This window comes from Paenibacillus sp. GCM10027626, from assembly GCF_042676285.1.
Classification (GTDB): Bacteria; Bacillota; Bacilli; order Paenibacillales; family Paenibacillaceae; genus Paenibacillus_Z.
The window spans coordinates 88,014-113,796 of sequence record NZ_JBHTHC010000018.1; the positions used below are offsets into that span (position 1 = coordinate 88,014).

21 protein-coding genes are annotated in these 25,783 nt (G+C 48.3%); 12 read left to right on the forward strand and 9 right to left on the reverse strand.

Annotated elements, in window-relative coordinates; genetic code table 11:
- Window positions 1-26 precede the first annotated feature (26 nt).
- Window positions 27-431 carry a VOC family protein gene (locus tag ACFQ0N_RS27790; RefSeq protein ID WP_379332711.1) on the forward strand — a complete coding sequence of 135 codons (405 nt, stop codon included), beginning with the start codon at window positions 27-29 and terminating at the stop codon, window positions 429-431.
- Window positions 432-500: 69 nt separating this feature from the next.
- Here the strand turns inward: ACFQ0N_RS27790 and ACFQ0N_RS27795 are convergent, their stop codons facing one another.
- The 5 genes from ACFQ0N_RS27795 to ACFQ0N_RS27815 form a co-directional block, all read right to left on the reverse strand.
- Window positions 501-3,557 (reverse strand): ATP-binding protein, encoded by a 3,057-nt coding sequence (locus ACFQ0N_RS27795; protein ID WP_379332545.1) that lies wholly within the window; start codon window positions 3,555-3,557, stop codon window positions 501-503.
- A gap of 130 nt (window positions 3,558-3,687) precedes the next feature.
- A complete protein-coding gene (locus ACFQ0N_RS27800; protein ID WP_379332547.1) occupies window positions 3,688-4,614 on the reverse strand; it encodes a sensor histidine kinase in 927 nt (308 codons plus the stop codon).
- Window positions 4,615-4,632: 18 nt separating this feature from the next.
- Entirely contained in the window at window positions 4,633-5,430 is a 798-nt protein-coding gene (locus ACFQ0N_RS27805; RefSeq protein WP_379332549.1) for an ABC transporter permease, read from the reverse strand.
- Window positions 5,423-6,346, reverse strand: coding sequence for an ABC transporter ATP-binding protein (locus ACFQ0N_RS27810; protein ID WP_379332552.1), 924 nt, complete (start codon window positions 6,344-6,346; stop codon window positions 5,423-5,425). The genes ACFQ0N_RS27805 and ACFQ0N_RS27810 overlap by 8 nt, the downstream gene beginning before the upstream one ends.
- Before the next feature lie 95 nt (window positions 6,347-6,441).
- Entirely contained in the window at window positions 6,442-7,122 is a 681-nt protein-coding gene (locus ACFQ0N_RS27815; RefSeq protein ID WP_379332555.1) for a response regulator transcription factor, read from the reverse strand.
- A 334-nt stretch (window positions 7,123-7,456) separates the two neighbouring features.
- On the opposite strand from ACFQ0N_RS27815, the gene ACFQ0N_RS27820 reads away from it, so the two are divergent.
- Window positions 7,457-7,909 carry a GNAT family N-acetyltransferase gene (locus ACFQ0N_RS27820; protein ID WP_379332557.1) on the forward strand — a complete coding sequence of 151 codons (453 nt, stop codon included), beginning with the start codon at window positions 7,457-7,459 and terminating at the stop codon, window positions 7,907-7,909.
- 369 nt (window positions 7,910-8,278) lie between these two features.
- On the opposite strand, the gene ACFQ0N_RS27825 is transcribed toward ACFQ0N_RS27820, so the two are convergent.
- Entirely contained in the window at window positions 8,279-12,523 is a 4,245-nt protein-coding gene (locus ACFQ0N_RS27825) for a DUF4855 domain-containing protein (RefSeq protein ID WP_379332559.1), read from the reverse strand.
- A gap of 293 nt (window positions 12,524-12,816) precedes the next feature.
- Between ACFQ0N_RS27825 and ACFQ0N_RS27830 the strand changes: the two genes are divergently transcribed.
- The 6 genes from ACFQ0N_RS27830 (at window position 12,817) to ACFQ0N_RS27855 (ending at window position 21,080) form a co-directional block, all read left to right on the forward strand.
- Window positions 12,817-14,499, forward strand: coding sequence for an extracellular solute-binding protein (locus ACFQ0N_RS27830; protein WP_379332561.1), 1,683 nt, complete (start codon window positions 12,817-12,819; stop codon window positions 14,497-14,499).
- Between the two features lie 195 nt (window positions 14,500-14,694).
- Window positions 14,695-15,600: an ABC transporter permease gene (locus ACFQ0N_RS27835; RefSeq protein WP_379332563.1), complete on the forward strand. Its 906-nt coding sequence runs from the start codon at window positions 14,695-14,697 to the stop codon at window positions 15,598-15,600.
- Window positions 15,601-15,660: 60 nt separating this feature from the next.
- Complete coding sequence (locus ACFQ0N_RS27840) at window positions 15,661-16,545, forward strand: carbohydrate ABC transporter permease (protein WP_379332565.1); 885 nt, start codon at window positions 15,661-15,663, stop codon at window positions 16,543-16,545.
- A 39-nt stretch (window positions 16,546-16,584) separates the two neighbouring features.
- The gene (locus ACFQ0N_RS27845; RefSeq protein ID WP_379332567.1) at window positions 16,585-18,324 is read left to right on the forward strand and encodes a histidine kinase; all 1,740 of its coding nucleotides are present in this window, start codon (window positions 16,585-16,587) and stop codon (window positions 18,322-18,324) included.
- Between the two features lie 15 nt (window positions 18,325-18,339).
- Window positions 18,340-20,022, forward strand: coding sequence for a response regulator transcription factor (locus ACFQ0N_RS27850; RefSeq protein WP_379332569.1), 1,683 nt, complete (start codon window positions 18,340-18,342; stop codon window positions 20,020-20,022).
- A gap of 140 nt (window positions 20,023-20,162) precedes the next feature.
- Complete coding sequence (locus ACFQ0N_RS27855) at window positions 20,163-21,080, forward strand: lipase family alpha/beta hydrolase (protein ID WP_379332571.1); 918 nt, start codon at window positions 20,163-20,165, stop codon at window positions 21,078-21,080.
- Here ACFQ0N_RS27855 and ACFQ0N_RS27860 read toward each other — a convergent pair.
- From ACFQ0N_RS27860 to ACFQ0N_RS27870, 3 genes are all read right to left on the reverse strand, one after another.
- Complete coding sequence (locus tag ACFQ0N_RS27860) at window positions 21,060-21,848, reverse strand: sulfatase-like hydrolase/transferase (protein ID WP_379332573.1); 789 nt, start codon at window positions 21,846-21,848, stop codon at window positions 21,060-21,062. The two genes, ACFQ0N_RS27855 and ACFQ0N_RS27860, sit on opposite strands and share 21 nt — an antisense overlap.
- A gap of 79 nt (window positions 21,849-21,927) precedes the next feature.
- Window positions 21,928-22,575 carry a GNAT family N-acetyltransferase gene (locus ACFQ0N_RS27865; protein WP_379332575.1) on the reverse strand — a complete coding sequence of 216 codons (648 nt, stop codon included), beginning with the start codon at window positions 22,573-22,575 and terminating at the stop codon, window positions 21,928-21,930.
- On the reverse strand, window positions 22,572-23,144 hold the full coding sequence (locus ACFQ0N_RS27870) for a hypothetical protein (protein WP_379332577.1): 573 nt from the start codon (window positions 23,142-23,144) through the stop codon (window positions 22,572-22,574). Before ACFQ0N_RS27870 ends, ACFQ0N_RS27865 begins: the two co-directional genes overlap by 4 nt.
- A gap of 149 nt (window positions 23,145-23,293) precedes the next feature.
- Between ACFQ0N_RS27870 and ACFQ0N_RS27875 the strand changes: the two genes are divergently transcribed.
- The 4 genes from ACFQ0N_RS27875 (at window position 23,294) to ACFQ0N_RS27890 (ending at window position 25,460) form a co-directional block, all read left to right on the forward strand.
- Window positions 23,294-23,887 carry a TetR/AcrR family transcriptional regulator gene (locus ACFQ0N_RS27875; protein ID WP_379332713.1) on the forward strand — a complete coding sequence of 198 codons (594 nt, stop codon included), beginning with the start codon at window positions 23,294-23,296 and terminating at the stop codon, window positions 23,885-23,887.
- Window positions 23,888-24,047: 160 nt separating this feature from the next.
- Window positions 24,048-24,827, forward strand: coding sequence for a MerR family transcriptional regulator (locus tag ACFQ0N_RS27880; protein WP_379332579.1), 780 nt, complete (start codon window positions 24,048-24,050; stop codon window positions 24,825-24,827).
- Window positions 24,820-25,146, forward strand: coding sequence for a DMT family transporter (locus ACFQ0N_RS27885; protein WP_379332581.1), 327 nt, complete (start codon window positions 24,820-24,822; stop codon window positions 25,144-25,146). The genes ACFQ0N_RS27880 and ACFQ0N_RS27885 overlap by 8 nt, the downstream gene beginning before the upstream one ends.
- Entirely contained in the window at window positions 25,146-25,460 is a 315-nt protein-coding gene (locus ACFQ0N_RS27890; RefSeq protein ID WP_379332583.1) for a DMT family transporter, read from the forward strand. The genes ACFQ0N_RS27885 and ACFQ0N_RS27890 overlap by 1 nt, the downstream gene beginning before the upstream one ends.
- Window positions 25,461-25,783 lie beyond the last annotated feature (323 nt).

Genomic DNA, 25,783 nt, shown 5'->3' on the forward strand with positions numbered 1-25,783 from the left:
TCGCCGATATAGGCAAAGGATTTGTGATGGACGACTTTATTATGGAAAAAGAAATTGAGTTAAGCCCGATTAAAAATAAGGTCGGAAGCATCTTTCTCCCCGTCCGAGATATCGAGAGGTCTCGAAGCTGGTATTGCCGGGTATTAGGGCTGAAAGAATCGGATTGTGAGATCATGAATGGTCATTTATGCCCGCTACCGATGGAAGGGACCGGAATAATTCTGGACACGATGCCGATGTGGGGAGGCAATGAGCCTGGCGGGGCGCCGTCCATCGACACCCCCGCCTTTATGCTGATGACAGCAGATTTGGAAGGTTCGTACGAGTATATGAAAAAACTCGGCGCTGAGCTTGTAACGGGGATTGAACACAATCAGTGGTTCGTCGTAAAGGATCCGGATGGAAACAAATTGATGATTTGTCGCGAGTAGAAGCCTTGGCCGTTCATAAGCCGATGCCCCGCAAAAACAGCGGACAGCATCGGCTTTCTCCTTCAGCCTTCAATCCATCCCGTCAGCACTCTGTCTCTTCCGGCTATCCGGAATCGTGAAGGAGACAGTCGTTCCTTCATTGGGCTTGCTGTCTATCGTTAGCCCTTGACCATAGAGCTGGATCAAGCGCCGGTTTGTATTGGAAAGGCCGATCCCGCCTTTGCCCTTCATGGTTGGATTCAGCAGTTGATTCACTTTTTCCTGATCCATACCTTTACCGTTATCTTTCACCTCAATAAGCGTGCTATCGTTTCGGCGGACGATCCGAATATGAACCGTACCGCCTACACTTCGGCTAAGCAGCCCGTGTTTGACGGCATTTTCAACCAGCGGCTGGATCGACAGCGGCGGCAGAAGCAAGTTAATGCCGGGGTGAACTTCCCATATAACCGACAGCTTATCCTCGAAGCGTTGTTTTTCGATGTACAGATAGGCTTTGGCAAGCTCCAACTCATGGGCTAGCTCAACCAGTTCCTCGGTATTTAAAAAGTCAAAGCTGATTCGTAAAAATGAGGCAAAGGCATCCCCTAATTTCCGCATTTTTTCCGTGTCAATATCGCTCAGCGCCATAATGGAATTTAGCGCATTGAACAGGAAATGGGGATGGATTTGTGCCTGCAGGTAGGCGGCTTCCATGCGCAACCGTTCATTGATTGATTGCTTCAGCGTTGTCAGCGCTCTGATGCGATATTTGAGTTCCAGCGCGTCTACCGGTTTGGTAACATAGTCGTTGGCTCCCGATGCGAACCCGGTGTAAATATCGGCGGGCTGACTGCGTGCGGTGAGCAGCAAAACCGGAAGCTCGGATACCGAATAATGCTCTCTGACTCTCTGCGTGAGCTCATACCCGGACATATGCGGCATCATGACATCGGCAATGAGCAGATCCCATTGTCCGGTAGTAACCAGCTCCAGCGCCTCGGGTGCCGAATAAGTTGTCGTGATGTTATAGGGCTCCGTTGAAAGCATGCCTGCAAGTACATTCAGGTTGACAGGATCGTCATCGACAGCAAGGATCTTTATCTTCCTGTCTGTCAGAAGCGGCGGAATATGTACATCGGCTGACGCGAGCTCTGCAATTAACGTATCCGGAACCTTTAATCCGCTGGCCCGGTCTTCGACTGCGTCCATAATCTGATGATGGTGAAGCGGTTGCTGCTGCCCGGACAGCTCCGAGGCAGCTGCCAACGGCAGACTGACGCTGAAGACGGAGCCCTTGCCAAGTTCGGATTGCACGCTTAGTGCACCGCCGTGCAATTCTGCCAGCTGCTTGCAAATGCTGAGCCCAAGCCCGATTCCCCGCCCGTCATTGATGCCATGCACCCCTTGTTCATAAGGAAGGAACACTCGTGTCATCGTCTCGTTATCCATGCCGACCCCAGTGTCGGAGATGTGGATGACAGCCGTTCCATCCTTAGTATCAGCCGTAATGGAGATTGTCCCCTTTTCCGTGTATTTGAGCGCATTATGCATTAGGTTATACAAAATTTGCACAAGCCTTTTTTCGTCGGCCATCACTGGCGGTGTGGATTCGGCGATATTCATCTGCAACTGCACAGGCTTTCCTTCGACCATAAATTTCAGCATAGCAATGACGGCGGGAGCGACTGATTGAATTTTTAAGGGCTCTTTCTGCAGCACAATGCGATGCTCCTGCAGCCGCGCGACATCGAGCAGATCGCCCAGCATATGCTTCATGCGGCGGCTTATCGTAATGAGAAGCTGCATATCTTTGATGCTTTTGCCGCTCATCTTGTCTTGCTCATTGTTTACAACGGTCTGGGCAATATTCATAATGCCATGCAGCGGTGTCCGCAACTCGTGCGAAGTATTGGCGAGAAATTGATCCTTCAGCTTATCGGCCTTCTTAAGCTGTTCTGTAAGATCCGCGTTTGCCTTTGCGTTGCGAAAAAATTTTTTGAACCAATAGGCAGAAAGACCGATAATGGCAGCTACGATATCGAACGGATAGTAGACAACTGTAACCTCATAATAAGTGCACCATAAGCTCCAGAGCAGGTTGGACATGATGCTGGCCGCGGATAGCAGCAGAAAGACAACATCGACGTCGCTCTGCTTGCTGAAGACCATTTTTCCTGCAACATACATGAACCAGAAAGTGGGAACCAAGTAGAAAAAGGCAAAAACCATAAAATGCACAGATGCATGGACCAACTGAGCATTTGCTAGTATGAGAAAAGCCGTATACGCGAGGAGGGCTGCAGCGTACATCCCCATCAAGCGTTTTTTTGAAGCGGCCGCCTTAAATCTCCTGAAGACAAGGAGAATAAGAAAGGTTTGCCAAACCAAGGAAAGAAGCCTGATCTTGAGTGCCCAGGTATAGTTGATCGGCAGCCACAGCATGAGCAGGTTGTCATTACCGATTACCACCGATACTGCTACCGCCATCGTCAATAAAAAGACGAGCAGCAAAGTCCTTTCCCGGGGGTTGAATATATATAGAATGAAAGCATATACGCCGTGAAGCAGCAGTATAAAGCATGTAACGAGCTGGAAGCCAATCGAATACCAGCGCACATAGTCAATCGCTGCCTGCGAGCCAAAGACAAGCGGACGTAAAATACCGCCGTTATAATAATCCTCGAAGTTGGCTGCTTGGATAATCAGTTCAATCTCTGCTGCACCTTGTTCATAGTAAGAGGCCGTATAGGAAGCGCTCGTAGGTTCGTACGCCTGGGCATTATCGGCAAGCTGTCCGATATGGCCGGTGACCGCACCATTAATTTCCACAGCAGAAGAGGCCTCAAGCCCCCTAATCCAGAAGGCAACAGGCTCCTCTAGCGGATCGACCAGAATGCGCAGCCGGTATGTACCGTATCCGAATGAGGAATTCGAGCCATCTGGCAGCGCGTCTCTCCAGTCGCCTGGGACCTGAATATTACGGACCTCACCTTCCACGGACTGTACATTCTGATTAGTAACAAATTGGTCGGGATAAAACTTCCATTGTCCTTTCAAGTAAATTGGTGGCGAGTTTTCCAGGTCCCAGCCGCGAAGATCAAGCACACCGTCGACCGCACCGGGATGATCCTGCGTTTCGAACATTTTGGACCATGTCCATCGCAAGCCAAGCAGAATCATAAGGAATAAAAGAATGATAGCTGTGTATTTCAAAGCTGTTCGGTTGTCTTTTAGCATCATACAAGCAATTTCGACGACATCTGCGCTTCTTCCTTTATTTTATCAAAAGATCAACGCATTCTTTACTAGCCGGCAGCTCTACCCATATCTCAAGCTCCCTGTTTTCAAGTGCAGCTCCTGTGCGGCCGCCCAACTGCTCTGCCAGCAGCCTCACAATATGCAGACCCAGGCCGGTGCTGCCGTTTCTTGCTTTATCGCCTGTGTAGAATCGCTCAAAGAGCCGATTTACCTCGATGGCGGCTGCATTTTTTACTGGATTTTTAAAGGAAATCACTAAACTCCCGGCATTCGCCCGCAAGCTTACTTCGATTTTTTCCGCTGCATGCTGTACGCAGTTGCGGATTAAATTTTGAATGATTCTCGTAACCATGCTCTTATCGGTAGAGACAAATAAAGACGGCATTTCTGCGAGCTGTACAGCCAGCTTGCGTTCTTCCAGGGCGGCCACGGAAGCAGCAAGGCATTCGGCAATAAGATTGGCCAGGTTGACGCGTTCGATATTAAGCTCCGGCTCGGCATGGATGAGATAAGAATATTCGAAAAAATGCTCGATGAGCCGGCCAAGCTCCGCGGCGTGCTTCTGGGCGATTTGCAGCTTTTTACGCTGATCTTTGTTCAGCTCGCTTCTGGCAATAAGCTCTTGATAGCCTTTAATCGCAGTGAGCGGGGTGCGCAAATCGTGCGAAATGTTGGTGATGAGCTCTTTAAAGTTTTTTTCCTCACGAATGCCGTTAAGACGGAGGGTTTCCTCCGCCTTTAGACATTTGTTAATATGGATCGCTACCGCATTAAGCTCTTTGTTCAGCAGCTCCAGGCTGATCGGCTGGCGCGTATTTTCGGTGAGCCGCTTGTGCAGCTGCCGGTTGATGCTGCGCAATTGCCGCTGGATAAAGACGATGTATAAGATGAGTACTATGACAATAAGGGATAGTACACCGACAGCAATTGTCAATGCTTTCACCAGCCTCTCAGCCCGCGGCTACTTGATTTCTGATTTTCTGAATGTGCTATATGCGATCGCCAGCATGACGATGATAAATGCCAGGCTGACCCCGACAGCCTGAAGTAAATCTTCGCTTTCTGTATGCAAATTCATAAAAGAATAATCGCCGCCATAGGGGGTGAAGGAGAATATCCGGTAAAATGTCGGATAGCTTTCCTTTAGTCCGGTTAATTGTCCGCAGGCGATCGTAAACGCATAATAAATGGCAATGACAAAAACGGGCTTTTTGAGCATGAGGGCCAGCGGAACACAAATACTCAGTTGGGCCATATAGACGATGAGCAAGGTAAGCATAACAGCCAGCAGCTTCCACACTTCTGCCGTAGACAACGCTGTTCCGCTCTCACTGGTCAGAAGATTCAGGAAGCCGATCGACATCGAGCCCATGCCGAACTCGGAGCCTGAGCCGCGGGCGATCCCTGTTATGACGGCATAAGGGAGCAGTATCAAGGCGATTGCAAAGCAAAAAACGGCCGTTTTGCTAACGATGACGGCGCCTCTGCCGCTGCCGTTAGCAATAGCATTATGAATGATCTTATTATCGAAATCACCACATATAAAAATGCCGGCAACAACAGCGCCAAGAATGCTGATCACGTTCACATCGGAAAACATAAAGCCAATTTGGGCCATACTGTCCTCAATTTTGCCCTGAGGGATAAGATAAGCCAGCATTGTCATAACCGCCGCGCAAACGGTTGTGATGGCAAACAGGATTTTAATCGATTTTGTTTTACGCAATTTATACAGATCTGCCTGAACCAAATTAACCATCTTGATCACCGCCTATAACCGAAATAAAGTAGTTTTCCAGAGAATCTCCCTCATTGGAAAGATTGGTAACGACGATCCCATGCTCAAATAGGACGCCCGCTACCCGTTCTTTTTCATCCAAAAAGTCATAAAGCTTCACGGTATTATCAGGCATTACTTTGTAATGCGTAGTATGCAATGCCGTTTCCAGCACGCTTACCAGCTTGTCAGGCTCATTGCAGCGGATAAGAAGATGCCGCTTGCAGCGCTCATCCAGCTGTTCTAGTGAGAGCGCTTGTTTGAGCAGTCCTTTATGAATGATAATATAATCGGTTGCGGTCTGATACAGTTCCGGCAGGTTATGGCTGGAAATTAAGATGGTCATTTGCCGTTCTTCGCATAGTTTTTTGAGCAAATGACGGATTTCAACTACGCCGAGCGGATCCAGGCCGTTGATTGGCTCATCCAGGATGAGCAGCTCGGGATTGCCAAGCAGGGCGATCGCAATACCGAGACGCTGCTTCATGCCGAGCGAGAAGTTTTTCGCTTTTTTATTACCGGTGTCGGCAAGGCCGACAAGCTCAAGCAATTCGCGCTCAATATCTTTGTTGGGAATGCCGCGCATCATTCTATGCAGAGTCAAATTTTCCTTGGCGGTCATTGTCGGGATAAAGCCGGGATGTTCGATCATGCAGCCGATTCGCTTTCGCTCATCCTGCAACGCGCGCTCGCCGCCATGTCCAAACAGCTCAATGCTGCCCGCCGTAGGAAAGGAAAGCCCAGCCAGCATGCGCATGAAGGTTGTTTTACCAGCGCCATTTTGTCCGATCAGCCCGTATATTTTGCCGGATCTCATCGTGATCGACAGATCGCGCAGCGCAAAGGAGCCGCGGTAGTTTTTGGTTAGTCCGTTTGTTTTCACAACATATGGATTCATGTTGCTCACCTGTCCTTTCTGACTACAGTGTAAATTGCAATGGTTTAGAAAAGGTTAAGGGGAGCACACAAATCGATAGGAAACAGATAATTCATTTATTCTTTAAATAGACGATAGCCTAATCCCCATACGGTCTCGATATATTCTTCATTCGGCTGCACTTTCTTGAGCTTGCTGCGCAAATTGCTAATGTGCGTTTTCACTGCATTGTCATCGCCAAGATATTCTTCCTTCCATACAGATTCATACAGATTTGATTTGGTAAACACTTTGCCGCTATGCTTGAGCAGCAGCTCTAATATCATATATTCCTTGGCAGTCAGCTCAATTTCGGTGCCGTCGACCGTAACCCGCTTGGTGCTGTCATTGAGCGCCAAATCCTTATACTGAAACACTTTTTCGCCTTGTACTTGCTTGCGGGTACGCCGCAAAATCGATTCCACTCGCGCCGCGACTTCCCCCAAATCGAATGGTTTCGTTATATAATCGTCCGCCCCGAGCTTCAAAAAATCGATTTTTGTGCCGACGATGTCCTTGGCGGAAATGATGATGACAGGCGTCTCGCAAATAGCCCGCGTTTCTTTCAATATTTCATCCCCGCTTTTATAGGGAAGCATAATGTCGAGCAGGATTAAGTCATAGGCGTTGTTCTTAATTTCCTTGAGGCCATCAATGCCGGTAAAGGCTGTGTTCACCTTATAGCCCGCGCCGATTAATGCTTCCGCCAGCATCATGCTGACATCCTCTTGATCTTCAATAATTAAAATTGTATCCATCCCGTTCACCTGAGTCCTTTTATGTTTTCCGCTTCATCAGCAGAAGGTTCGATGATTGTATGTACAATGGTCCAACACATTTTCTTTTATGTTAAGGGTAGGAATGGAAAAGTACAAGCAGTTCATAAGAGGTGCTAATTTAGGGATGCCTAATATTATGGTATGATGACAAAGTAATGTAGATCATGCCAAGGAGTTTTTACAAGGCCTTAGCCGTTTTTTCATGAAATGGAGAACGATAGCGGAAAAGGTGTCCGCGAGAACACCAAACAGGCCACTTTGTTCATAAATAAAGGATTTACGGTCCGCTTAGTTGGAGCTGGGGGGAATACAGATGTCTACCATTGAAGCTCGATTAATAAAGGCAGATGAACTGCCGCAGTTGCTGCAATTGTACAAACATTTGCATGCGCAGGATGCCGAACTGCCTGCTGATGATAGGCTTGGGCAACTTTGGGATGAGATCATGCACGATCCATACATGAAAATCATTGTTGTTGAGGTCGAGGGGGAGATCATCGCCTCTTGCGTACTATGCATTATGAAGAATCTGACCCGGGGCGCAATGCCATACGCTCTCATTGAAAATGTAGTTACTCACGCTGATTATCGAAGACGCGGGCTAGGAAGGACGGTTCTACATAAAGCATTGGAAATAAGCCAGCAGTACAATTGTTACAAAGTAATGCTGCTGACGGGCTCTAAACGGAAAGAAGTCCATCAATTTTATGCGAATGCTGGATTTGTTAAAGGCGAAAAAACAGGCTTCATCAAAAAGTTTGAGTAAAAAATACAAGCCGTTCGAATGACTGACCAGTTGGTCTGCCACTCGAGCGGCTTTTTAAATAGTATAGAATTTAGAAAATTTCGGTTGGTGTGGCCTAATCTAACGGATGCCACAGCCGCTATTTGCGAAAATTCGACCGATTTGAAATTGTAACGGAACTGTGAGCCCCTATTTGATGGTGATGAGCCCGATTTCGCAAGAGAACGTCGAATTAAGAGCGCTCACTTCCGTCAGATTTCAAAAAAGAAGGTAATTGACGAAATAAGGTCCGTGGCTTCCGTTAGAGCTTTTGCCCCCTGAACTCCGGTGTTAGAAGAAAAAACTTGGCGATAGTACCAAGGACGCCGTCAGCCGTTTCTTCTTGCCCTGCTATTTGAGCATATTCAATACACGGTACAGGAACACGGCTGTCTCAGCCCGCGTTGTGTTGCTGCGCGGCTTAATCATTGCGCTGCTGCCCTCGATCAGTCCAAGCTCAACCATGCCGGCAATATTGGCTGCCGCGTAGCCGGATATTTGATCGGCATCCTTGAAGCTGTCTAGCGTAGTGCGCTTGCCGGCAATATCCGCGGCGCCCGTCGCTTTCAAGGCCCGCGCTGCCATCACCATCATATCTTGACGCGTAATGGCTGCTTTCGGAGCGAAGTTGCTGCTATCTACGCCAGTCACGATGCCAAGCTGCTTAGCGATCGATGCGGCTTCATAATAGTAGTCCTGCGGCGTAATATCCGCAAACGTACTTGTAAAATCTGCCTTCAAGTCAAGCGCGCGTACTAACATTAAGATAAAGTCAGCGCGCGATACTTCCTTGGCAGGGGCGAATGTTGTAGCGGATGTGCCTTTTACAATGCCTTTTTCCGCCAACGCAGCAATCGCTTCTTGTGCCCATTTGTGCTTGCCCAGATCTGTAAATGCAAGCACCGGCTGCTCGTCATTGTAGACGACTGCAAATGTGCCCGTATGATCTGTCTGGAAGCGGAATTGCTTGTCGGCAGCAGAATAGACTGCATTTGCAATCTTCACCATCTTGCCTTGAGCATCGATCTCGACAATGCCGAGCTTGGCAGCTTGCTCACCCTCTCCCAATGTGTAAGGGATGGTCACAACGATCGGCGCTTTCTCATTGCTCCACGATAGTGGCTTGCCATCGGCCAGCAGGGACAATTGAACGATTGGCCGACCGCCTGCTTGCGCTTGCACGTCCTCGTTCCACGCTTTTGCATCGCCAGCTCCGACTACGAAGCGAAGCTGCTGTCCTGCGCTTTCGGATTTCTCCAGCATTTGTCCATTCAGGACAACGTTTGCTTGCGGGGTCACAACCTCGATCAGCAGGTTCGGTTCATTTTGCAGGTAGCTCGCAGGCAGGTTGAGGGCATAACCGGTTGCCCCGTCCGTTTTCTTCAGCTCGACGATTGCTTTGCGTTTGCCGTCTTTGTCGGCTTGCGCTTGTGCGGCCGCGCGTTGCAAATCTTGTGCCGTTACGGAGCCGACAGCGACCTTGCTGTCTCCATCAAGCTTGGTGTTCACACTTGCTTTTACGGAGCCGTCTGCTTGCGGCTGGAACAGATCAGGCGCAGGGACGTAGGTCCAGCCATTGTTATTGCCGCCGTTATTCTCGCCGCCATTCTCACCGCCGTTACCGTCCTTCTTATATTCGAAGGTCACTTGTACAGGCTTCTCCATACCGTCAGCTGTCAAGTAAGCGGTGTATACACCTTCTACATCGCTGTTAATAGCAAAGGAGAACTTGAAGCTGCCTGCATCGGAGCTGGTCATATCGGTTTCGTAGAAATCCTTGCCTTGTGGATCTACGACACGCAAATTAATGTCTTTTACGGTACCGTCCATAACAAGGCCTTCAATAGAAGCTTGCTTTTTGGCAGCATCTACAGTGGCCTTCAGTCCGTCAAGCGCGTTCACAGCTTGAGCATTGCTCAAATTGTATACAGCCAGCTCGTAAATCGAATAGCCGTAACCAGTCGCACGCTGAATACCTTGCATTTTCACATAGCGGGCGCTTTGTTTGTCAAATTCGATGAATTGCTTGCCCTGTGGTGCGGACAAGGTTTTGTCATCAGCAAATACGTTACGCCATGTCTGTCCGTCATCGGAAACAAGCAACTTGTAGGCTTGTGCGCGTGCGAACTCCCAGTCAATGACAATCGTGTTCATCTCTGTCGGCTGTCCGAGATCAACGATGAGCCAGTTGTCATCATTATAGCTGCTAGCCCATCTTGTAGTAGCGTTGCCATCCACAACTTTCGAAGCATCATAATCCGGACGGGCAGATTCTATCGAGGAAGCGGTAGCTTCTTTATGAAGCGCCAAATTTTCGCTGACAGCAAGCACTGCATTTTTTAATCCTTTATACGCTGCATCATCGATCTGATTGTCCGTTTTCATTTGTTCCAGCTTAGCATTGAAGGCTTGCAGGTAGGCGGTAAACTGCTCTTTGTTATTGGCTGCACGATCCATCATTTCCAGATGATTGTACAGAGATATTTGTCCTTGCGGATTGCTGAAGCGCTTCTCGCCCACATAACGATCCATCAATGTTTTCATGCCTTTGGCATCGATTGTTACGTTAACGACGACAGAGGTCTTGGTCGTTTTACCTGTCGTTACGTTGACAACCAGCTCATGCTTGCCGTACTTGTCTGCCAGATCAAGCGGTTCACCTGCATTGTACGCCTTGCCGTCAAAGGTAGCGGATGTTTTAACAATATCACCGTTATTCTCATCTTTGACATTCCAGGTGAAGCTTACTTTTTCGTCGAACGGAACAGATACTTCACCGGATACAGTCTTGCCGTTCATCAGCACCTCTGCAGCTGGAGGCAGGGAGCTGTCTGCTTTATATTCGCCTTTGGAGAATTGATACAGCCATTCATACAAAATACGAGTGGACGAATCCTTGCTCATCGCCATATTGTATACCGCATTGTTGCCTTGGTAATAGGCAAGGAAGCCTTCCTGCATCAAGCCTGAGTTCGCGCCGTTGTTCAAATAGTCGACGTAGCGCTCGCGGAATACAGGATCTGTGATCATCCGGTCGTCGAATTCGATTTCGTTGGACATGCCGAACTGCTTCGCAATATTTGCCGAGTCCGGCAGGCGGCTATGGTCCATAGGCTCGAACATATAGTTCGGCTGGAAAGCTACCGCATCGATGCCTACTTCCTTCCACATATAGTACTTATAAGCGAGGAAGTGAGGGATCCAGAATAGCTTCAAGTTATTTTGATGTACAAGTTCGCTTGTTGCTTTGACCAGGGCAGGTCCGTCCGGGCTGGTGCTGATTTGCTCTTCGAGCCAGTAAAGGCCAACCAACTCCAGATTAGAGTAGTTTCCTTCATCCCAGCGCGTCATCAGCTGATCGATCCACCAGGCGACAGCCTTTTCACGGTTAGCCAGCGCCTGCTCTTTACCGACAGAGTCGGCATTGAAGTTAAGGTTTTCCCCGTTAACTTCTCCAAACTCAGTGATCCACTCCCCCGGATTCGGAATCATCAGAACGACCTTTTCCTTCATCCCCGGCTTGTTCAGCTTATTTGCTACTTCGGCTGTCGCCTCATCAAGAATCTTCAGATCTCCGCCCAGTTGCTCAGCGGTTCCGAAGGTTTTGTTCAAATACCAATCCCAGTCAACCTTAAGCGCACCGTTTTCCGGGTTAGCGTTGCCATCGAAGTCACGGCCATTATTAGGTGATTGCAGTCCAAGCAGAGCGACGCCATCAAACAGCTGGTCAACCGGTTGTCCCTCTTTGTCAACATAGCTCAGATTCGGGATCATCCGCTCTACGCTCCAATTGCCTTTGCCATCAGGATAGTGGCCATTGTAGAGAAGACCAAGATTGTGAATGCCGCCTGTCGCTTCGCCTGGCTTCAAGAAGCCAAATTGGGCTGGCGGAACGGTGACAGCGCCTTCAGCTTGGCCGTCCGTACCCCAAATTTCGATCTCGTCGATCAAGCTCCATGCATGAGTATGTAACGGGAAAGATACTTTAACATATTTTGCATACGCGATGCCGGCATTTTCCCCTAGACCTTTAATGCCGTCTTTTTGGCCGTCCCATTCGAAGGTTTCGGTTTGAGTGATGTCCCGCCAGAGCAATTGTGTAGCCTTCGAAGTAAGCTCTGCCCAGTGTTCGCCGTCATCGGACACATAGAAGGAGACTGATAGCGGTACAAGACTTACTTTTGGCCAATCCTGCAAAAAGCGGGCCTTAATGCTCGTAAGCGATTTCTTTTCTCCCAAATCAAAAATAATTTCCGGAGATTGCTGGGTTTTGAACCCTACCCATGAAGGGTCGCTGCTGTCCTTACTTACTTCATTACCGTTCGTTAATTGAAAATCTTTGTCCGGACGTGCTGCATTCGGCTCGCCTTTAAATTCATACTGCAAGCCTAAAGCCAGGTTGTGAGGCGCTGCGTCTTGAGCTTCTGCCGCTTGTGCCACTTGAGCAGCCTGAGCATCTGCTGTAAGAGCATCTGCAGGTTGAGCTTCTGCCGCTTCTGCCGCTTGAATCTCTTCAGCTTGCACCACTGGCGGGACCATTGTGAGCAGCATCGTGCCTGCAAGTGCGCTGGCAGCCAGTCGCTTCTTGACTTTCATGGTTTTTAAACCCCTTTCATTTTTTAATTGAATGATGTTACAACAGAGAAGCATAGTGGATTCTTCTTATTGCAATAATAAGTAACCCGCGTTGCGCTTCAAATAGATAAGTGTTGACTTTCATATACAATTGTTTACGTGGAGCTGTGAGTGTGCACCTCTAATTTGCTTTCCAATTTTTGCACGTCAAGATGTGTATACGAAAGTAAAGACTAGTATATGGATGAAGGCCATTCTCCTGCCTATACTTGAGCTATGAAATCCCATTAAGCAAAGTTGGAGGGGTAAAGTTTATGAAAAGAAATACAAAGCTGCTCATGTGCACCTTCTTGGTCCTTTCTATGATTGGAACAGCGTGCAGCAGCAAAAACGCAGAAGAGCCGGCAAAGCAACCGGAGAAACAGACGAACACGGGTGCAAGCAACGGAACCAAAACTGAAGACACGGAGAGCAACGAAGTGGTAGAAGTATCGACCGCTTCGCAAAGCGACCCTTATTTGAAATTCGACGAGGGCGAGAGCTGGGAGAAAAACGCAGTATACGATGCTTATGAAAAAGACATCGGTGTGAAAATTACGAACAAATGGATTGCGGACGTTACACAGTTCAAAGAAAAAGTGAAAATTACGATCGCTTCCGACGACCTGCCCGACTTCTTGCTCGTTAACGCAACACAGCTTAAAGAGCTGACCGAAGCCGATATGATCATGGACATTACACAATTGTACGATCAATATGCTACTGATGAGACAAAACAGTTCCTGACGATGGACGGCGGCATGCAAATGAAAACCGCGACGTTCGACGGCAAGCTGATGGGTATCCCAAGCTCTTATAACCCGTACCAATATCAATATCTGTATGTACGTACGGACTGGCTGAAAGAATTGAACCTTCCTGAGCCGAAAACGATGGCAGATCTGATGACGATCGCAGAAGCGTTCAAGACGAAAAATCCAGGCAAAACAAACACGCCGTACGGCCTTGCAGTCAGCAAAAATCCGTTCAACATCGAGACTGGCGTAACCGGTCTGCGCGCATTCCTGAACGGTTACCACGCGTATGAAAATATGTGGATTGAAGACAGCAATGGCGGACTTGTAAACAGCGACATCCAACCGGAAGTGAAAACGGCGCTGGCTGCCTTACAAGATATGTTTAAAAAAGGCCTGATTGATCCGGAGTTTACGGTTAAAGATTCGGAGAAAGCGGCAGAACTGATCTACAACAACAGCATCGGTCTCGTCTTTGGCGCGTCCTGGACGCCTGCTCAGCTTGCTCAAGGTGCGATAAAAGACGGTAAAGTCGTGCAAGAATGGGGTGCATATCCAATCCCGTCCGTTGACGATAAACCGGCCCAAGGGCAAATCGGTCTGGGCGTAGACGAGTATTATGTCATTTCCAAGAAAGCGAAACATCCGGAAGGCGTAATCAAACTGTTGAATCAATATGTTATCGTCGGCAACAATCCGAATGAAGAACAAAAAATATATGAATACGGCAAAGACCGCGTAGAGAAAGGCAGCAACTACTGGCTGCTCAATCCGCTGCGCGTAGGCAGACAAAAGGACAACAACGGCGAAGTGCTGCCAAAAGCGATCGAGAACAAAGACGAGAGCATTTTGGAAACAAAAGACCAAAGAACGCGTTATGAGCGTGCGATGAAGTACGTGAATGGCGAAGACGTCAACATGTGGTGGGAATATCTGATTTCCGGCCCGAACGGCGCGGTTTCGCACAACCCGGCAATTATGGCGAACGGCCAGTATCTGCAAAACAAATTCTATGGTGCTCCTACGCAGACAATGGCTGATAGACAAGAAATTTTGCTCAAGAAGCGTGATGAAGTATACTTCAAAATTATTATGGGCCAAGTTTCTGTTGATGAGTTTGATAAATTCGTAGAGGAATGGAAAAAACTTGGCGGCGACGAGATCACGAAAGAAGTCAACGAGTGGTACGCGACGCATAAATAACGTCTGAAAGCTGCGGAGGGATTGGGCGAACAACCCGTCCCTCCCTCTTTTTTGAAATATAAGGGTTTATAAGTTTCACGCTTATAACCAGACTTATATTTCTCCAAAGAAACTGTCGCGCCCCCAAAGGACGGTGCAGGCCGTTTCTTCTTGAATACTGAGGCTTGATTCGAGCCAAACAGCGAGGTGAATTGGATGAATGCATTAGCGCGGATGTGGAAAAAAGAATGGCCGCTTCATTTTATGCTTGTTCCTGGTATTGTTCTGGTGTTGATCTTCAGTTATGTTCCAATGGCGGGAATTATTATGGCTTTTCAGAAATATGTGCCGAACAAAGGGTTATTCGGTTCTCCAATGATTGGATGGAAAAACTTTGATTTGTTAATGAACTATCCGGATATTGGCCGGGTGTTTTTCAATACAATTTATATCGCGGTTATGAAAATTATTGCTGGTCTGGTTGTCCCGGTCACAATTGCTATATTGCTTAATGAGCTGCGCAAGGAATGGATGAAAAGAACGTTTCAGACGCTCGTTTATTTGCCGCACTTTATGTCCTGGGTATTGCTCAGCGGCATCCTGGTTGACATTTTGTCGCCATCAGCGGGTATCCTCAATCAATTTCTCGGACTGTTCGGCATCAAGCCAATCTTCTTCCTTGGCGACAACGCCTGGTTTCCTTATGTGATGGTGATCTCCGATGTATGGAAGGAATTCGGCTTCGGCACGATTGTTTATCTGGCGGCGCTGACGAGCATCAACCCTTCGCTGTATGAAGCCGCGGAAATTGATGGCGCAGGCCGCTTCAAGCAGACGCTGCATGTGACGCTGCCCGGCATGCTCCCGATTATCATCCTGATGCTGACGCTGAGCATCGGCAATGTGCTGAATGCCGGTTTTGACCAAATTTTCAACTTGTACGGCCCTGCCGTCTATGAAAGCGGGGATATTATCGACACCTTCGTCTATCGTCTGGGGATTCAACAAGCGCAATTCGGCTTTGCTACGGCTGTCGGCTTGCTGAAATCGGTCGTGTCGTTCATCCTGATTTCATGTTCGTACCTGTTAGCCTACCGGATAGCGAATTATCGCATTTTCTAAAGGCCGGCAAGCGGCCCGTGCCGGCTCGGTACGGTGCGTTATGCAGAAAGGAGACATCCTGTGACTATTAAAAGTTCAATGAGCAGAAGGATATTCAACGTCTTCAACATCATCTTTTTGGCGTTTATTTCGATCTTGTGCCTTTTGCCGATTATTCATATTTTAGCCATATCGTTCAGTTCCGGCAGCGCTGCGGCTGCCGGCGAGGTAACGCTGTGGCCAGTAGAGTTTACGACTGTGGCGTATAACAACGTATTCGGCAAACCGGAATATTTGAAGGCGTTCTGGATTTCGGTGCAGCGCGTTGTAATCGGAACGTCGCTCAGCATGTTTTTGGTTATTTTGACGGCGTACCCGTTGTCCAAGGAAGTTCATCATTTCCGTTTAAGAACATTCTATGCCTGGTTTTTCGTGTTTACGATTTTGTTCAGCGGCGGTCTCATTCCCACCTACTTGACCGTCAAATCGTTCGGTTTGATCGATACGCTTTGGGCTTTGATTCTTCCGACGGCAATCCCAGTCTTTAATATCATCCTGCTGCTTAATTTCTATCGCGGCTTGCCGAAGGAGCTGGATGAATCCTCGCGGATGGACGGTGCAGGCCACTTTAAAACGTTATGGAAAATTTATGTGCCGCTTTCCTTGCCGGCGCTTGCTACAACGGGGCTGTTTACCGTAGTGGGACATTGGAATGCCTGGTTTGACGGAATGTTGTATATGAATCATACTGAGAATTATCCGCTGCAAACTTTTCTGCAGACAGTTATCGTCAAGATGGACTTCCGTTTCATCAAGTCGGAGAATATTGAGATGATGCTCAAGCTGTCCGATCGCACAAGCAGAGCAGCGCAAATTTTCGTGGCGGCATTTCCGATTCTCATTATCTATCCGTTCTTGCAGAAGATGTTTATTAAAGGCATCGTAATGGGAAGTGTAAAGGAATAAGATCGGGGTGCGCTGCGGGTCGTAACAGGAGAACAGACGATGAAAAGTGTATTCTTTATGCATGATTCCTCCATTTTCAAAAAGATTATGGCCGCCTTCCTGGCAGCTTTGCTGCCGCTGATGGCCATTACGTGGACGATCAACGAGAAAGGCGCGGAGAACATCCGCAATGAGATTACAGAGTCTGTACTGAATACGACGCGGTTTTATATGGATTCGCTCGATAAGGAGGCGGACCGGATCAGCCGGTATTTGCCCAATTATGTCATGGATAAGGACTTGATGGAGCTCGCCGCCACAGGCGATGCTATGAGCTCATACGATCGCAGCCGCAAGATTTTGGACATCCAGCGCCGGATCGATCTGATGAAAAATTCAAGTCCCTTTATCCGCGAGGTGAAGGCGTATGTGCCGTTAATCAGGCGCACCATTCTGAGCAACAACTTTGAGCCCGATCTGGATGAAGTGGAATATAAAGCAATGCAGCAAAATACAAAGCTTTATGAAGAACCATTTATATCCTGGAAAAACCGGTTATTTATTACGATGCAATACCCCAGCAATACAGCGAAAAATCCGTTGTATATTGTCGGGGTTGAGCTGTCAACAAGCAAGATAGGAGAAACATTGGCACAAATTGTCGGTACTCGCGGCGGGCAAAGTATGTTATATAATATGGAGTTAGGCTGGAGTATTGAGAGCGGCGGCGAGCAGCAGCCGGAAATGCTGGAGCAGATGAAGGCTTTTGCCCTGAAAAAATGGGGGCAGCAATCCGCAGAAGGATCGGCAACAGTCAAATACGACGGACACAATTTTCTTGCGGTATATAAATATTCCAAGCTGTGGAACAGCTACTCGGTTACATGGATACCCGAAGATAATATATTAGGCTCTTTGCAGATATACCGAACGTTATTTTGGTGGGCATGCGCCCTTGCGGTAGGCATCGTCTTGTTCTTTACTTACTTTTTATTGCGTTTTATCTATCGGCCGTTAATGAAACTGGTACATTCCTTCCGCAAAGTACAGCAAAACCGTCTGGAACCGATTGTCATCGACCGCGGAGCGGATGAGTTCGGTTATTTGTATCAGGCCTTTAATGATACTGTGCGATCTTTGAAAACATTAATCGAGGAAAACTACGAGCAGCAAATCCGCAATCAGCGCTCGGAGCTGAAGCGGCTGCAGTCGCAAATTAATCCTCATTTTTTATATAATTGCTTTTTTGTGCTCTGCCGTTTAATCCGGTCGGATAGTCAAAAGGAAAAGGCCTATCAATTTTGCTTGTATATCGGGCAATATTTCCGCTTTATTACCCGCAACGACGAGGATGAAATTCCGCTGGATCTGGAAGTGGAGCATTCCAGAACCTATGTAGAAATGCAATCGATTTGTTATGGTGAACGGATTCAGGTTTTGTTTGACGGCGAATATCCTGCTATGCTAGTTCCTAGACTGATTTTGCAGCCTATTATCGAGAACGCATATAAGCATGCGCTTGGCAATATGCTTCAGCTTGGCGAGTTATGGATTCATACGAAACAGACGGAGCAGGATTTTTCCATCTATGTGGAAGATAACGGTCAAGGGATGACCGATCAGGAGATCGAACTGCTACAGAAGAAGCTGCGTTATTCTACCAATCAGCTGGAAGAAACAACGGGCATGCTGAATGTACATCGTAGAATCCAACTGCGGTATGGGGCAGAGTATGGCCTTACCGTATCTCGTTCAGAGCTTGGCGGACTGCAGGTCAGAATCAAACTGAGCATAAGCTAAAAGGAGAATCGGCCTATGTATCGACTGCTTATCGTTGACGACCTCCCTGTTATTGTCGATGGCCTTATGGAGTTATTCGAGCAGACCGAGCATCTGCAGCTCGAGGTGATGAAAGCTTACTCCGGTGAAGATGCGCTGGAGGTGCTGGCTCAGCATCGGATTGATATCGTCATCTCGGATATTAAAATGCCGGGTATCGAGGGGATAGAGCTGCTGCAGGAAATAAGGTCGCAATGGCCGGCCTGCAAGGTCATTTTTTTGACCGGCTATAACGATTTTCAGTATGCCAAAAGCGCCATCACGTTCGGCGGCTTTGACTACATTCTCAAGGTTGAAAGCGATGAGAAAATTATTCAGGCCGTCGAACGCGCCATTGCCAAAATCGAAGAGGAACAGGATCAGGCGCAAATGATCACTAGGGCGCAATCCAAGATGAGGCTCGCATTGCCCTCCTTGCAAAAGGAGTATATATGGGGGCTTCTTCAAGGTAAGCAGGTGACGGAGGAGCAGCTGCGTCAGGCTTTTAAGGAGATCGATATTCCGCTGGACGCCGCGCTGCCGGTCTATTTGCTTATCGGCAGGGTGGATGTCTGGACAGAAATATTCACAACACCGGACAAAGCGTTGCTTACCTATGCGCTGCAAAATATTTGCGATGAATACCTGTCGGCACATTTGCGCAGCTACTCTGTCGTGTTCGATTTGTCCAAAATTGTCTGGATCATTCAGCCTCAAGCCGCTCCTGGATTGTCGGCAGACACTAGCGGGGCGGAGTGGATCAAGGCCCATCGCTATGTTAGCGGGATTTTGGAAGTTGTACAGGAAACGTGCAAGCGGCTGCTGCGATTATCCGTGTCTTTCGTGCTTGGCAGCGAAGCGACTCACTGGAGCCGGCTGTCCGACCGTTTCCATGCCATCAAATATGGCTTGGTGCAAGGACCCGGTCTGCTGCATGAGGTCATTATGACCGACAAGGATATCCAGCGGACGGAGAGCCAGGATAAGGCGGAATACAATTATCATGACGGGTTCTTTCATGCGCGTATTCAGCTGCTGACGAGCTGTCTGGAAAACAATCATCGCGAGCAATTCAACAAGCTGCTGTCTGAGCTCACAGCAGTGTGGAATGAAGAGGACACCTCGTATGAACGGAAGATAGAGCTCTATCATTCCCTGTCTGCGGTGTTCTTGTTCTATATCCAGAAAAACCGCGAAATTCGCGATTATGTGAATGAGCAGCTTGATCTCGATATTTTGCTTCGTCATGCGGACTCATCCTCATGGCAGGAGCTGACGCAGTATTTTTGGAAGCTGGCTGATTGTATTTTTGAGTGGAGTTCCTTGCGCGGCTCTCAATTGCCGACAGAGGTCATCGATAAAGTGCACCGATTCATCGAAGAGCATATATCAATCGATATTTCACTCACTGCACTGGCGGATTATGTAGGCCTCAATCCATCGTATCTGTCCAGACTGTATAAGCAAATGACGGGGATTTCGCTGTCCAAGCATATCAATGACTTCAGAAATATGAAGGCAAAGGAAATGCTGCTGAACACTTCGATGAAGGTAAATGAAATTTCCGCGGCGCTAGGTTATAATTCGGCACTGGCCTTTATCCGTTTTTTCAAAAAGCAAAATGACGAGATGACGCCGCAGGATTTTCGGATGGCGCGCAGCCAATCGGACGGAAAATAAAAATGGATGGAATCCTCTGAGACTTGGAGCTGTCTCGGAGGATTTTTTGCTGTAACGAACGAATGACTAACTCTTTTTCTGGACGCATAAATATATAGCCTAGTGCATGCTGGTATTTCAAAAAAAGGGCGGGGCTATATATGGGCAAAACACCACTAGTATTTATTCCCGGTCTGTTCGGGTCGATGAGCGATAAGATTGTGGCCGGGACGGGGAACTGGAGCTTTGGACTGGCAGGCGCCTTCTACGAGCCGTTTGTCCAGCAGCTGGAGTGGATGGGCTACGAAAGAAACCGCACATTGTTTATTGCTTATTATGATTGGCGGCAGCCAATCCCTTATGCAGCATATGTTTATCTCGCCAAAACTATCCGGGAAGCGAAACGGCAGACGGGCGCTAGCAAAGTGAATGTGCTCGGGCATAGCATGGGCGGACTTGTAGCCAGAGCGTATGTGCAGAGCGGCTATTATGATGAGGATGTGGAGCAGCTTATTTTATTAGGTACGCCCAATGCAGGCTCGGCGGCCATCTTTAGCTATTGGACAGGGCAGCAGCTCACTCACGAGCAGTCTCCGCCACAAGCCACTGCGAATGCGATTTCCTTTTATATGGAATGGTATCTTAATTATCTGGAGCGGAAATATCCGCTCAATCGCGTGGAAGCGATACATAGATATTTTCCAAGTCTGATCGACTTGGTGCCGTCGCAAGATTATGGCGATTATTTGATCGTTAATGAGTCAGACGAGATGAGATTTGTTCCCTACAAGTCAATGCAGGTGAAAAATCATTTTTTGGATGAGCTGAACAGCTATCAAGTTGTCGTCAAAAATCGTCAGGTAGAGGCAACCGTTATTGCCGGGATTGGTCATACGACCCCGCAATATCTTAAGGAGGAGGGCAGCCGTCTCTGGCGTACAATAAATAGTGAAGCGGGAGACGGCAATGTTATGGTAAGCAGTGTCTTTGCCTTTGGCGATGATCAATACTTGGTAGAAGGAGGACATATGGAAGCTCTGTTCAGCAGTTATCCTCTATTAAGGCGCAAGCTGACTTGATGCGGGATACAGACGCTTGTGTTTCCGCTGCCCTTCCAGCAGCTGCATCATTCGGGCCTGAATGCTTCTGGTATAGGGCGTTGCCAAGGAATGACAGGCAAGATTGTGCGTTTCTAACGGATCGTCGCTCAGGTTGTAGAGCTCGTATTCGTCAGGCTCCGGCTTTGTTTTTACTTGGAGGGACCACTGTGTTTCTGTTCCGTCTGCCTCTCCATAAACGGGCGTATACCATTCATCTTGAATTCCGGGCTGGCTCCAAAACTGGACATTGTCAAAGTAGCGGGACAGCTTCCACAGCTCCTTTCTGGCGCCGTTATGCAGCGTCGCTATGACAGTCTCGACATGGTTAGGCTGCGCCACCGATGGGTAAGGCCGCCCTAACGGATTGATCTGGTGCTGGCCGCGGGTAACATCATCATCGCTCATGTAGTAGATGGGCTCATCAGCCAGCTCAGTCCCGTGCAGTATAACGGGAGCAAGGTTGCGCCCGGCCAGCGGGCGAAGCTCGCTAAATTTGCCCTGCAGCTGCTCATGAATGGCATCCATGTCGGCATTCGCCAGCCCGAGCATTGTCGGCAGCAGATCCAGATGACTGGTGAGCCCGCGGATATCTCTATTTTGCGGGAAAAGCCGCCGGTTATGAATGAGGAAGGGGACATGCAGCATTTCTTCGTAGGCGCAGTACCATTTTTGATGCAGGCTGCCGTGAGCGCCCAGCAAATCGCCGTGGCTCTTCAGCAGCTGGTGTGTAGGTCTGCTCTCCTTCATGCGAACACATCCTAATCGGAATATTTATTCTAGGCTATGTGGCGGAGCGCAAAAGGAGAACGGACACTACGCGCAGCGATTAAGATAAGGAAGAAGATTCATAAAACATACAGTACACAGGCAAATGGCCGACCTTCGCTTCACTGCTCAATGTAAATCCAAATCTCCGATATAGTCCTACATTCTCTTTATTTTCCGTATCCAGAGCCACTCCATGCGACGTATAATCCTCACTCGCCCTTCGCACCAAATGTTGCAGCATCGCCTTGCCGATGCCCCTCCCCTGTCCGTCTGTTCTCACTGCAATCATAATCAGATAGTAATGGCTCAATGAAGGAGCAGCCGCTCTAGTGGCACGCATATAGGAATTAAGCAGCCCAAACGTTTTGCCGGATAATTGCAACAGGCAAGGAATGAGCCTCCCGGCCAGCAGCAATGAGCCTTTTATACGTTGCAGCCTGCTTGCGTGAGGTTTCTCTATTATATAAGCGCCAAGCAAGCGATCATTTTCAAAATACCCCCAAGCCTCCTCCTCATGGAGCAGAAAGCTTTTATCGAACATAAAGGAAACAAAGGCCGTAATGCGGCTGCTTGCTTTGCTATCCTGTTGCGGATTGCCAAAAAGGTACAGAAATAAAGGGTCATTGCTAAAAGCTTTGCTCATGAGCGAGACGAACATCGGCTTGTCTGCGGCTGTCAGCTTGGAAATGCTATGTGAAGGATTCATGCTCTATCACCGCCGGTGCCATTGATTGCCGAACCATAGTGGTCCACGGCGAAGCTGAACAAAACCTTGAGCATAAATAGTAAATAGGTGACCAGCATAAAAGGCTCGATCCCCGGCAATAAAGGTATGCCGCCCAAACCTATGGATAGAAGCAGGCCGGCAACAAACCGTTGAGACTGCTTGGCGATCAGTCCATTCACAAGAAAGGCCCCCATAATCGTATATCCCCAAACCGCCAGGGCGTACCAAATATCCGTCCCTAACAGAAGCGCAACAACCAGGATATGCACATGAATCGCAATGAAGACGATTCGGTTCGTTTTTCGCGCAGCATAAAAATTGCTGGTGGAAGGTGTAAAGTTAGCGATACAGCCAGATAAAATGTCAAAAATGAGCAATAAAGCCAGCGAGCTGCGCCATATCGGCAAATTGTTTGTAAGCTCAGGGTATATCAGCCCTAAAGCCAGCGTCAGCAGCCCGCCAAAAAGCAGGATGGCGATTATGGAGCCGATCGGTTGCTTTTCGCCAAAAACATCATGCAAAAATGAAGGAATTCGAATTTGTTTCATTTCACAACACTCCTTATAAATTATGTACTAAATATACTGTTTAACTACAAAATTATTATATGTTTAAAGTTCAAATATATCAATAGATTTATACTGATTGTATTGATTTACTCTAAAACTTGGGCTAAACTACAGAGGAGGTGGAGATGATGAACGGCTTTGAACGGCGGAAGGAAAAAAAGATCGAGCAGATCTACAGCGCATCTTTTCAGTTGTTTGCGCAGTATGGTTTTCAGAAGGTTAGTGTGAATGAAATTGCCCATAAGGCACGAGTGTCCCCTGCTACCGTTTACAACTATTTCGGCACAAAAGAGAGGCTCTATATGGACATGCTGATGGATTGGATGGATAAGCAGCTGTTGCAGTATGAGGAGATTTTGGCAGAAGCTAGTCTCACTTTTCCCGAGAAAACGAAGAAAATTATGCTGCTGGAGATCGAAAATTTAAAGCTGCTGGCCAATGAGCTTATAAATGATGAGCGGACGGACTTTATGCAGAGCATTGAGGTGCATAGCGAGCAAAAGATTGCGGATTTTTTTATAAGGTATGTCAGACTTGGCAAGGATGAAGGCTACATTCATAGGGAGCAGTCAGAAGAAGTAGCGATGCTCTACTTTACGATGTTCAAGAACGAATTGGGGCGGCATATGAGGGACTCCAGTCCGGCAGAGTTTAGTCACACTGTTGATCGGATGCTGGAATTGTTTTTTTACGGGTTGGCAGGTCAGGTGCGGAAATCATAATGGTATGCAAAAGGAGAAGCCTCATGCCCGGGGACTTCTTTTTTTGCTACAGGCTTGGCCGCGGATGCCGGGCAGATGGACCATTCTGGTCTAACGATTCTGGGCTTGACTCTCACGTATACGGTAGACTTTATACTGGAGTGGAGAGGAGGAATGACGGATGTACAGTATCGGCGAACTATCCAAAAAAACCAATATTTCCATTCGCGCACTTCGCTATTACGATGAGATCGGCTTGTTAAAGCCTGCGAAGGTAGCGGATTCCGGCTATCGTTATTATTCAAGTAACGAAATCAATACGCTTAGGCATATTACGGCACTAAAGGAATTAGGTCTTTCGCTTTCTTCGATTAAGGAAATCTTGTCTGCAGAGCAGCAGCCTGAGGAGCAGCGCCTGCGGGCTTATCTCGATTTTGAGCTGGCAACGATCAAAGCGGAAAGAGAGCGGCTGGACGAGATGGAGAAGCTGCTGCAATTGGCGCAATACGCTCTGGAGATGAATGGCGGGCTGCAGCCGGAGGACATATTTTTGTTCATCAAAGCTTTGCAAACGCCGCCTTCGGCTAGAGCCGATTTCCTCCGCGACAATTTCACACCTGCCGAGGCTGAAATTATTGTACAGCTACCAGGCTTGGGAGCCGATCAGGCGCAGGCGATGGAATGGGCAAAGGTGATGCGGTTGGTAAAAAGCAGTCTGCATGAGCCGCCATCGTCGGAAGTTTCCCGCCAGCTTGCTGCGCGTATACTCGAGCTTACGATGGACTGGTTTCATAACGACGAGCAGCTGATTGAAAAGTATTGGTCGATGATTCGCCCTGATGAAGGCGAGGAAGCCAGAGTATATGGACTTAGCCGCGAGGTTATGGCATATATCGACCGGATCGTGGACTGGTACCTGGAGCATGTGCAGAAGCAGGAGGAGGGCGGTCAGCATGAGTGAGACCAAGGCGTGGAGCTATGTCATTCTGGGCGGCCTGCTTGAGGTGGTATGGGCCAGCGGTTTCAAATATGAAGCTATACCGTCATTAGTGGTGCTTATATCGCTGCTAACCAGCTTCGACCTGATCATTCGCGCGGCGAAGGTGCTGCCAATCGGTACAGTATACGCGGTATTTGCCGGCATGGGGACGCTGGGGACGACGATCGTCGAAATGGTTTGGTCGGGCGGAGCTATTCATCCATTGCGGATTGTATTTATTTTGACGCTGCTGGCCTGTATTATCGGTTTGAAGCTGACGAGCAAAGGAAGTGACGGGTAATGGACTGGTTGCTGCTAATTATGGCCGGCCTTCTTGAAATTGTTGGGGTTATCGGCTTAAAGCGGGTTGCCCAAAACAATAACTGGACGAACAATTTGATTTTGATCGGGGGCTTTGTAGTCAGCTTTCAATTGCTTGTAAGGGCGATGGAGACCATTCCGCTGGCGACCGCTTATGCGGTCTGGACGGGAGTCGGTACGGTGGGCGCCGCTGTTGTCGGTATGATCTTCTTTAAAGAGTCTAAAAGCTGGCTGCGGTTAGGGTGCATAGTTGGCGTCATTTTTTCGGTCGCAGGGCTAAAGCTGGTCGGCTAGCATAGCCTAGGCCAGAGCCTTGGGCCTCTGAGGCGCGATTGTTGCACAGATTGCAACATTTGCCCCCGACTTCTGCCGCATTGGCCGAAAATGTTGTACGTTCTGCATAATCTTCGCCATATCGCCCCCTTGGCGGAGCATATTATTGCATTTCGTACAACAATTCAGGGGTATGCAAGCTTCCCACCATAGAATTGTTGCACAACCTGCAACATCTGAGCGCTATTTCCCATTTGCCGAGGGGGTGAGAGGCAGTGCTGCGAACTTCAGCAACGCTAATGCTGCCCGTGCCCGATTCCCTTCGTACGGCCGCGCCAACGCCG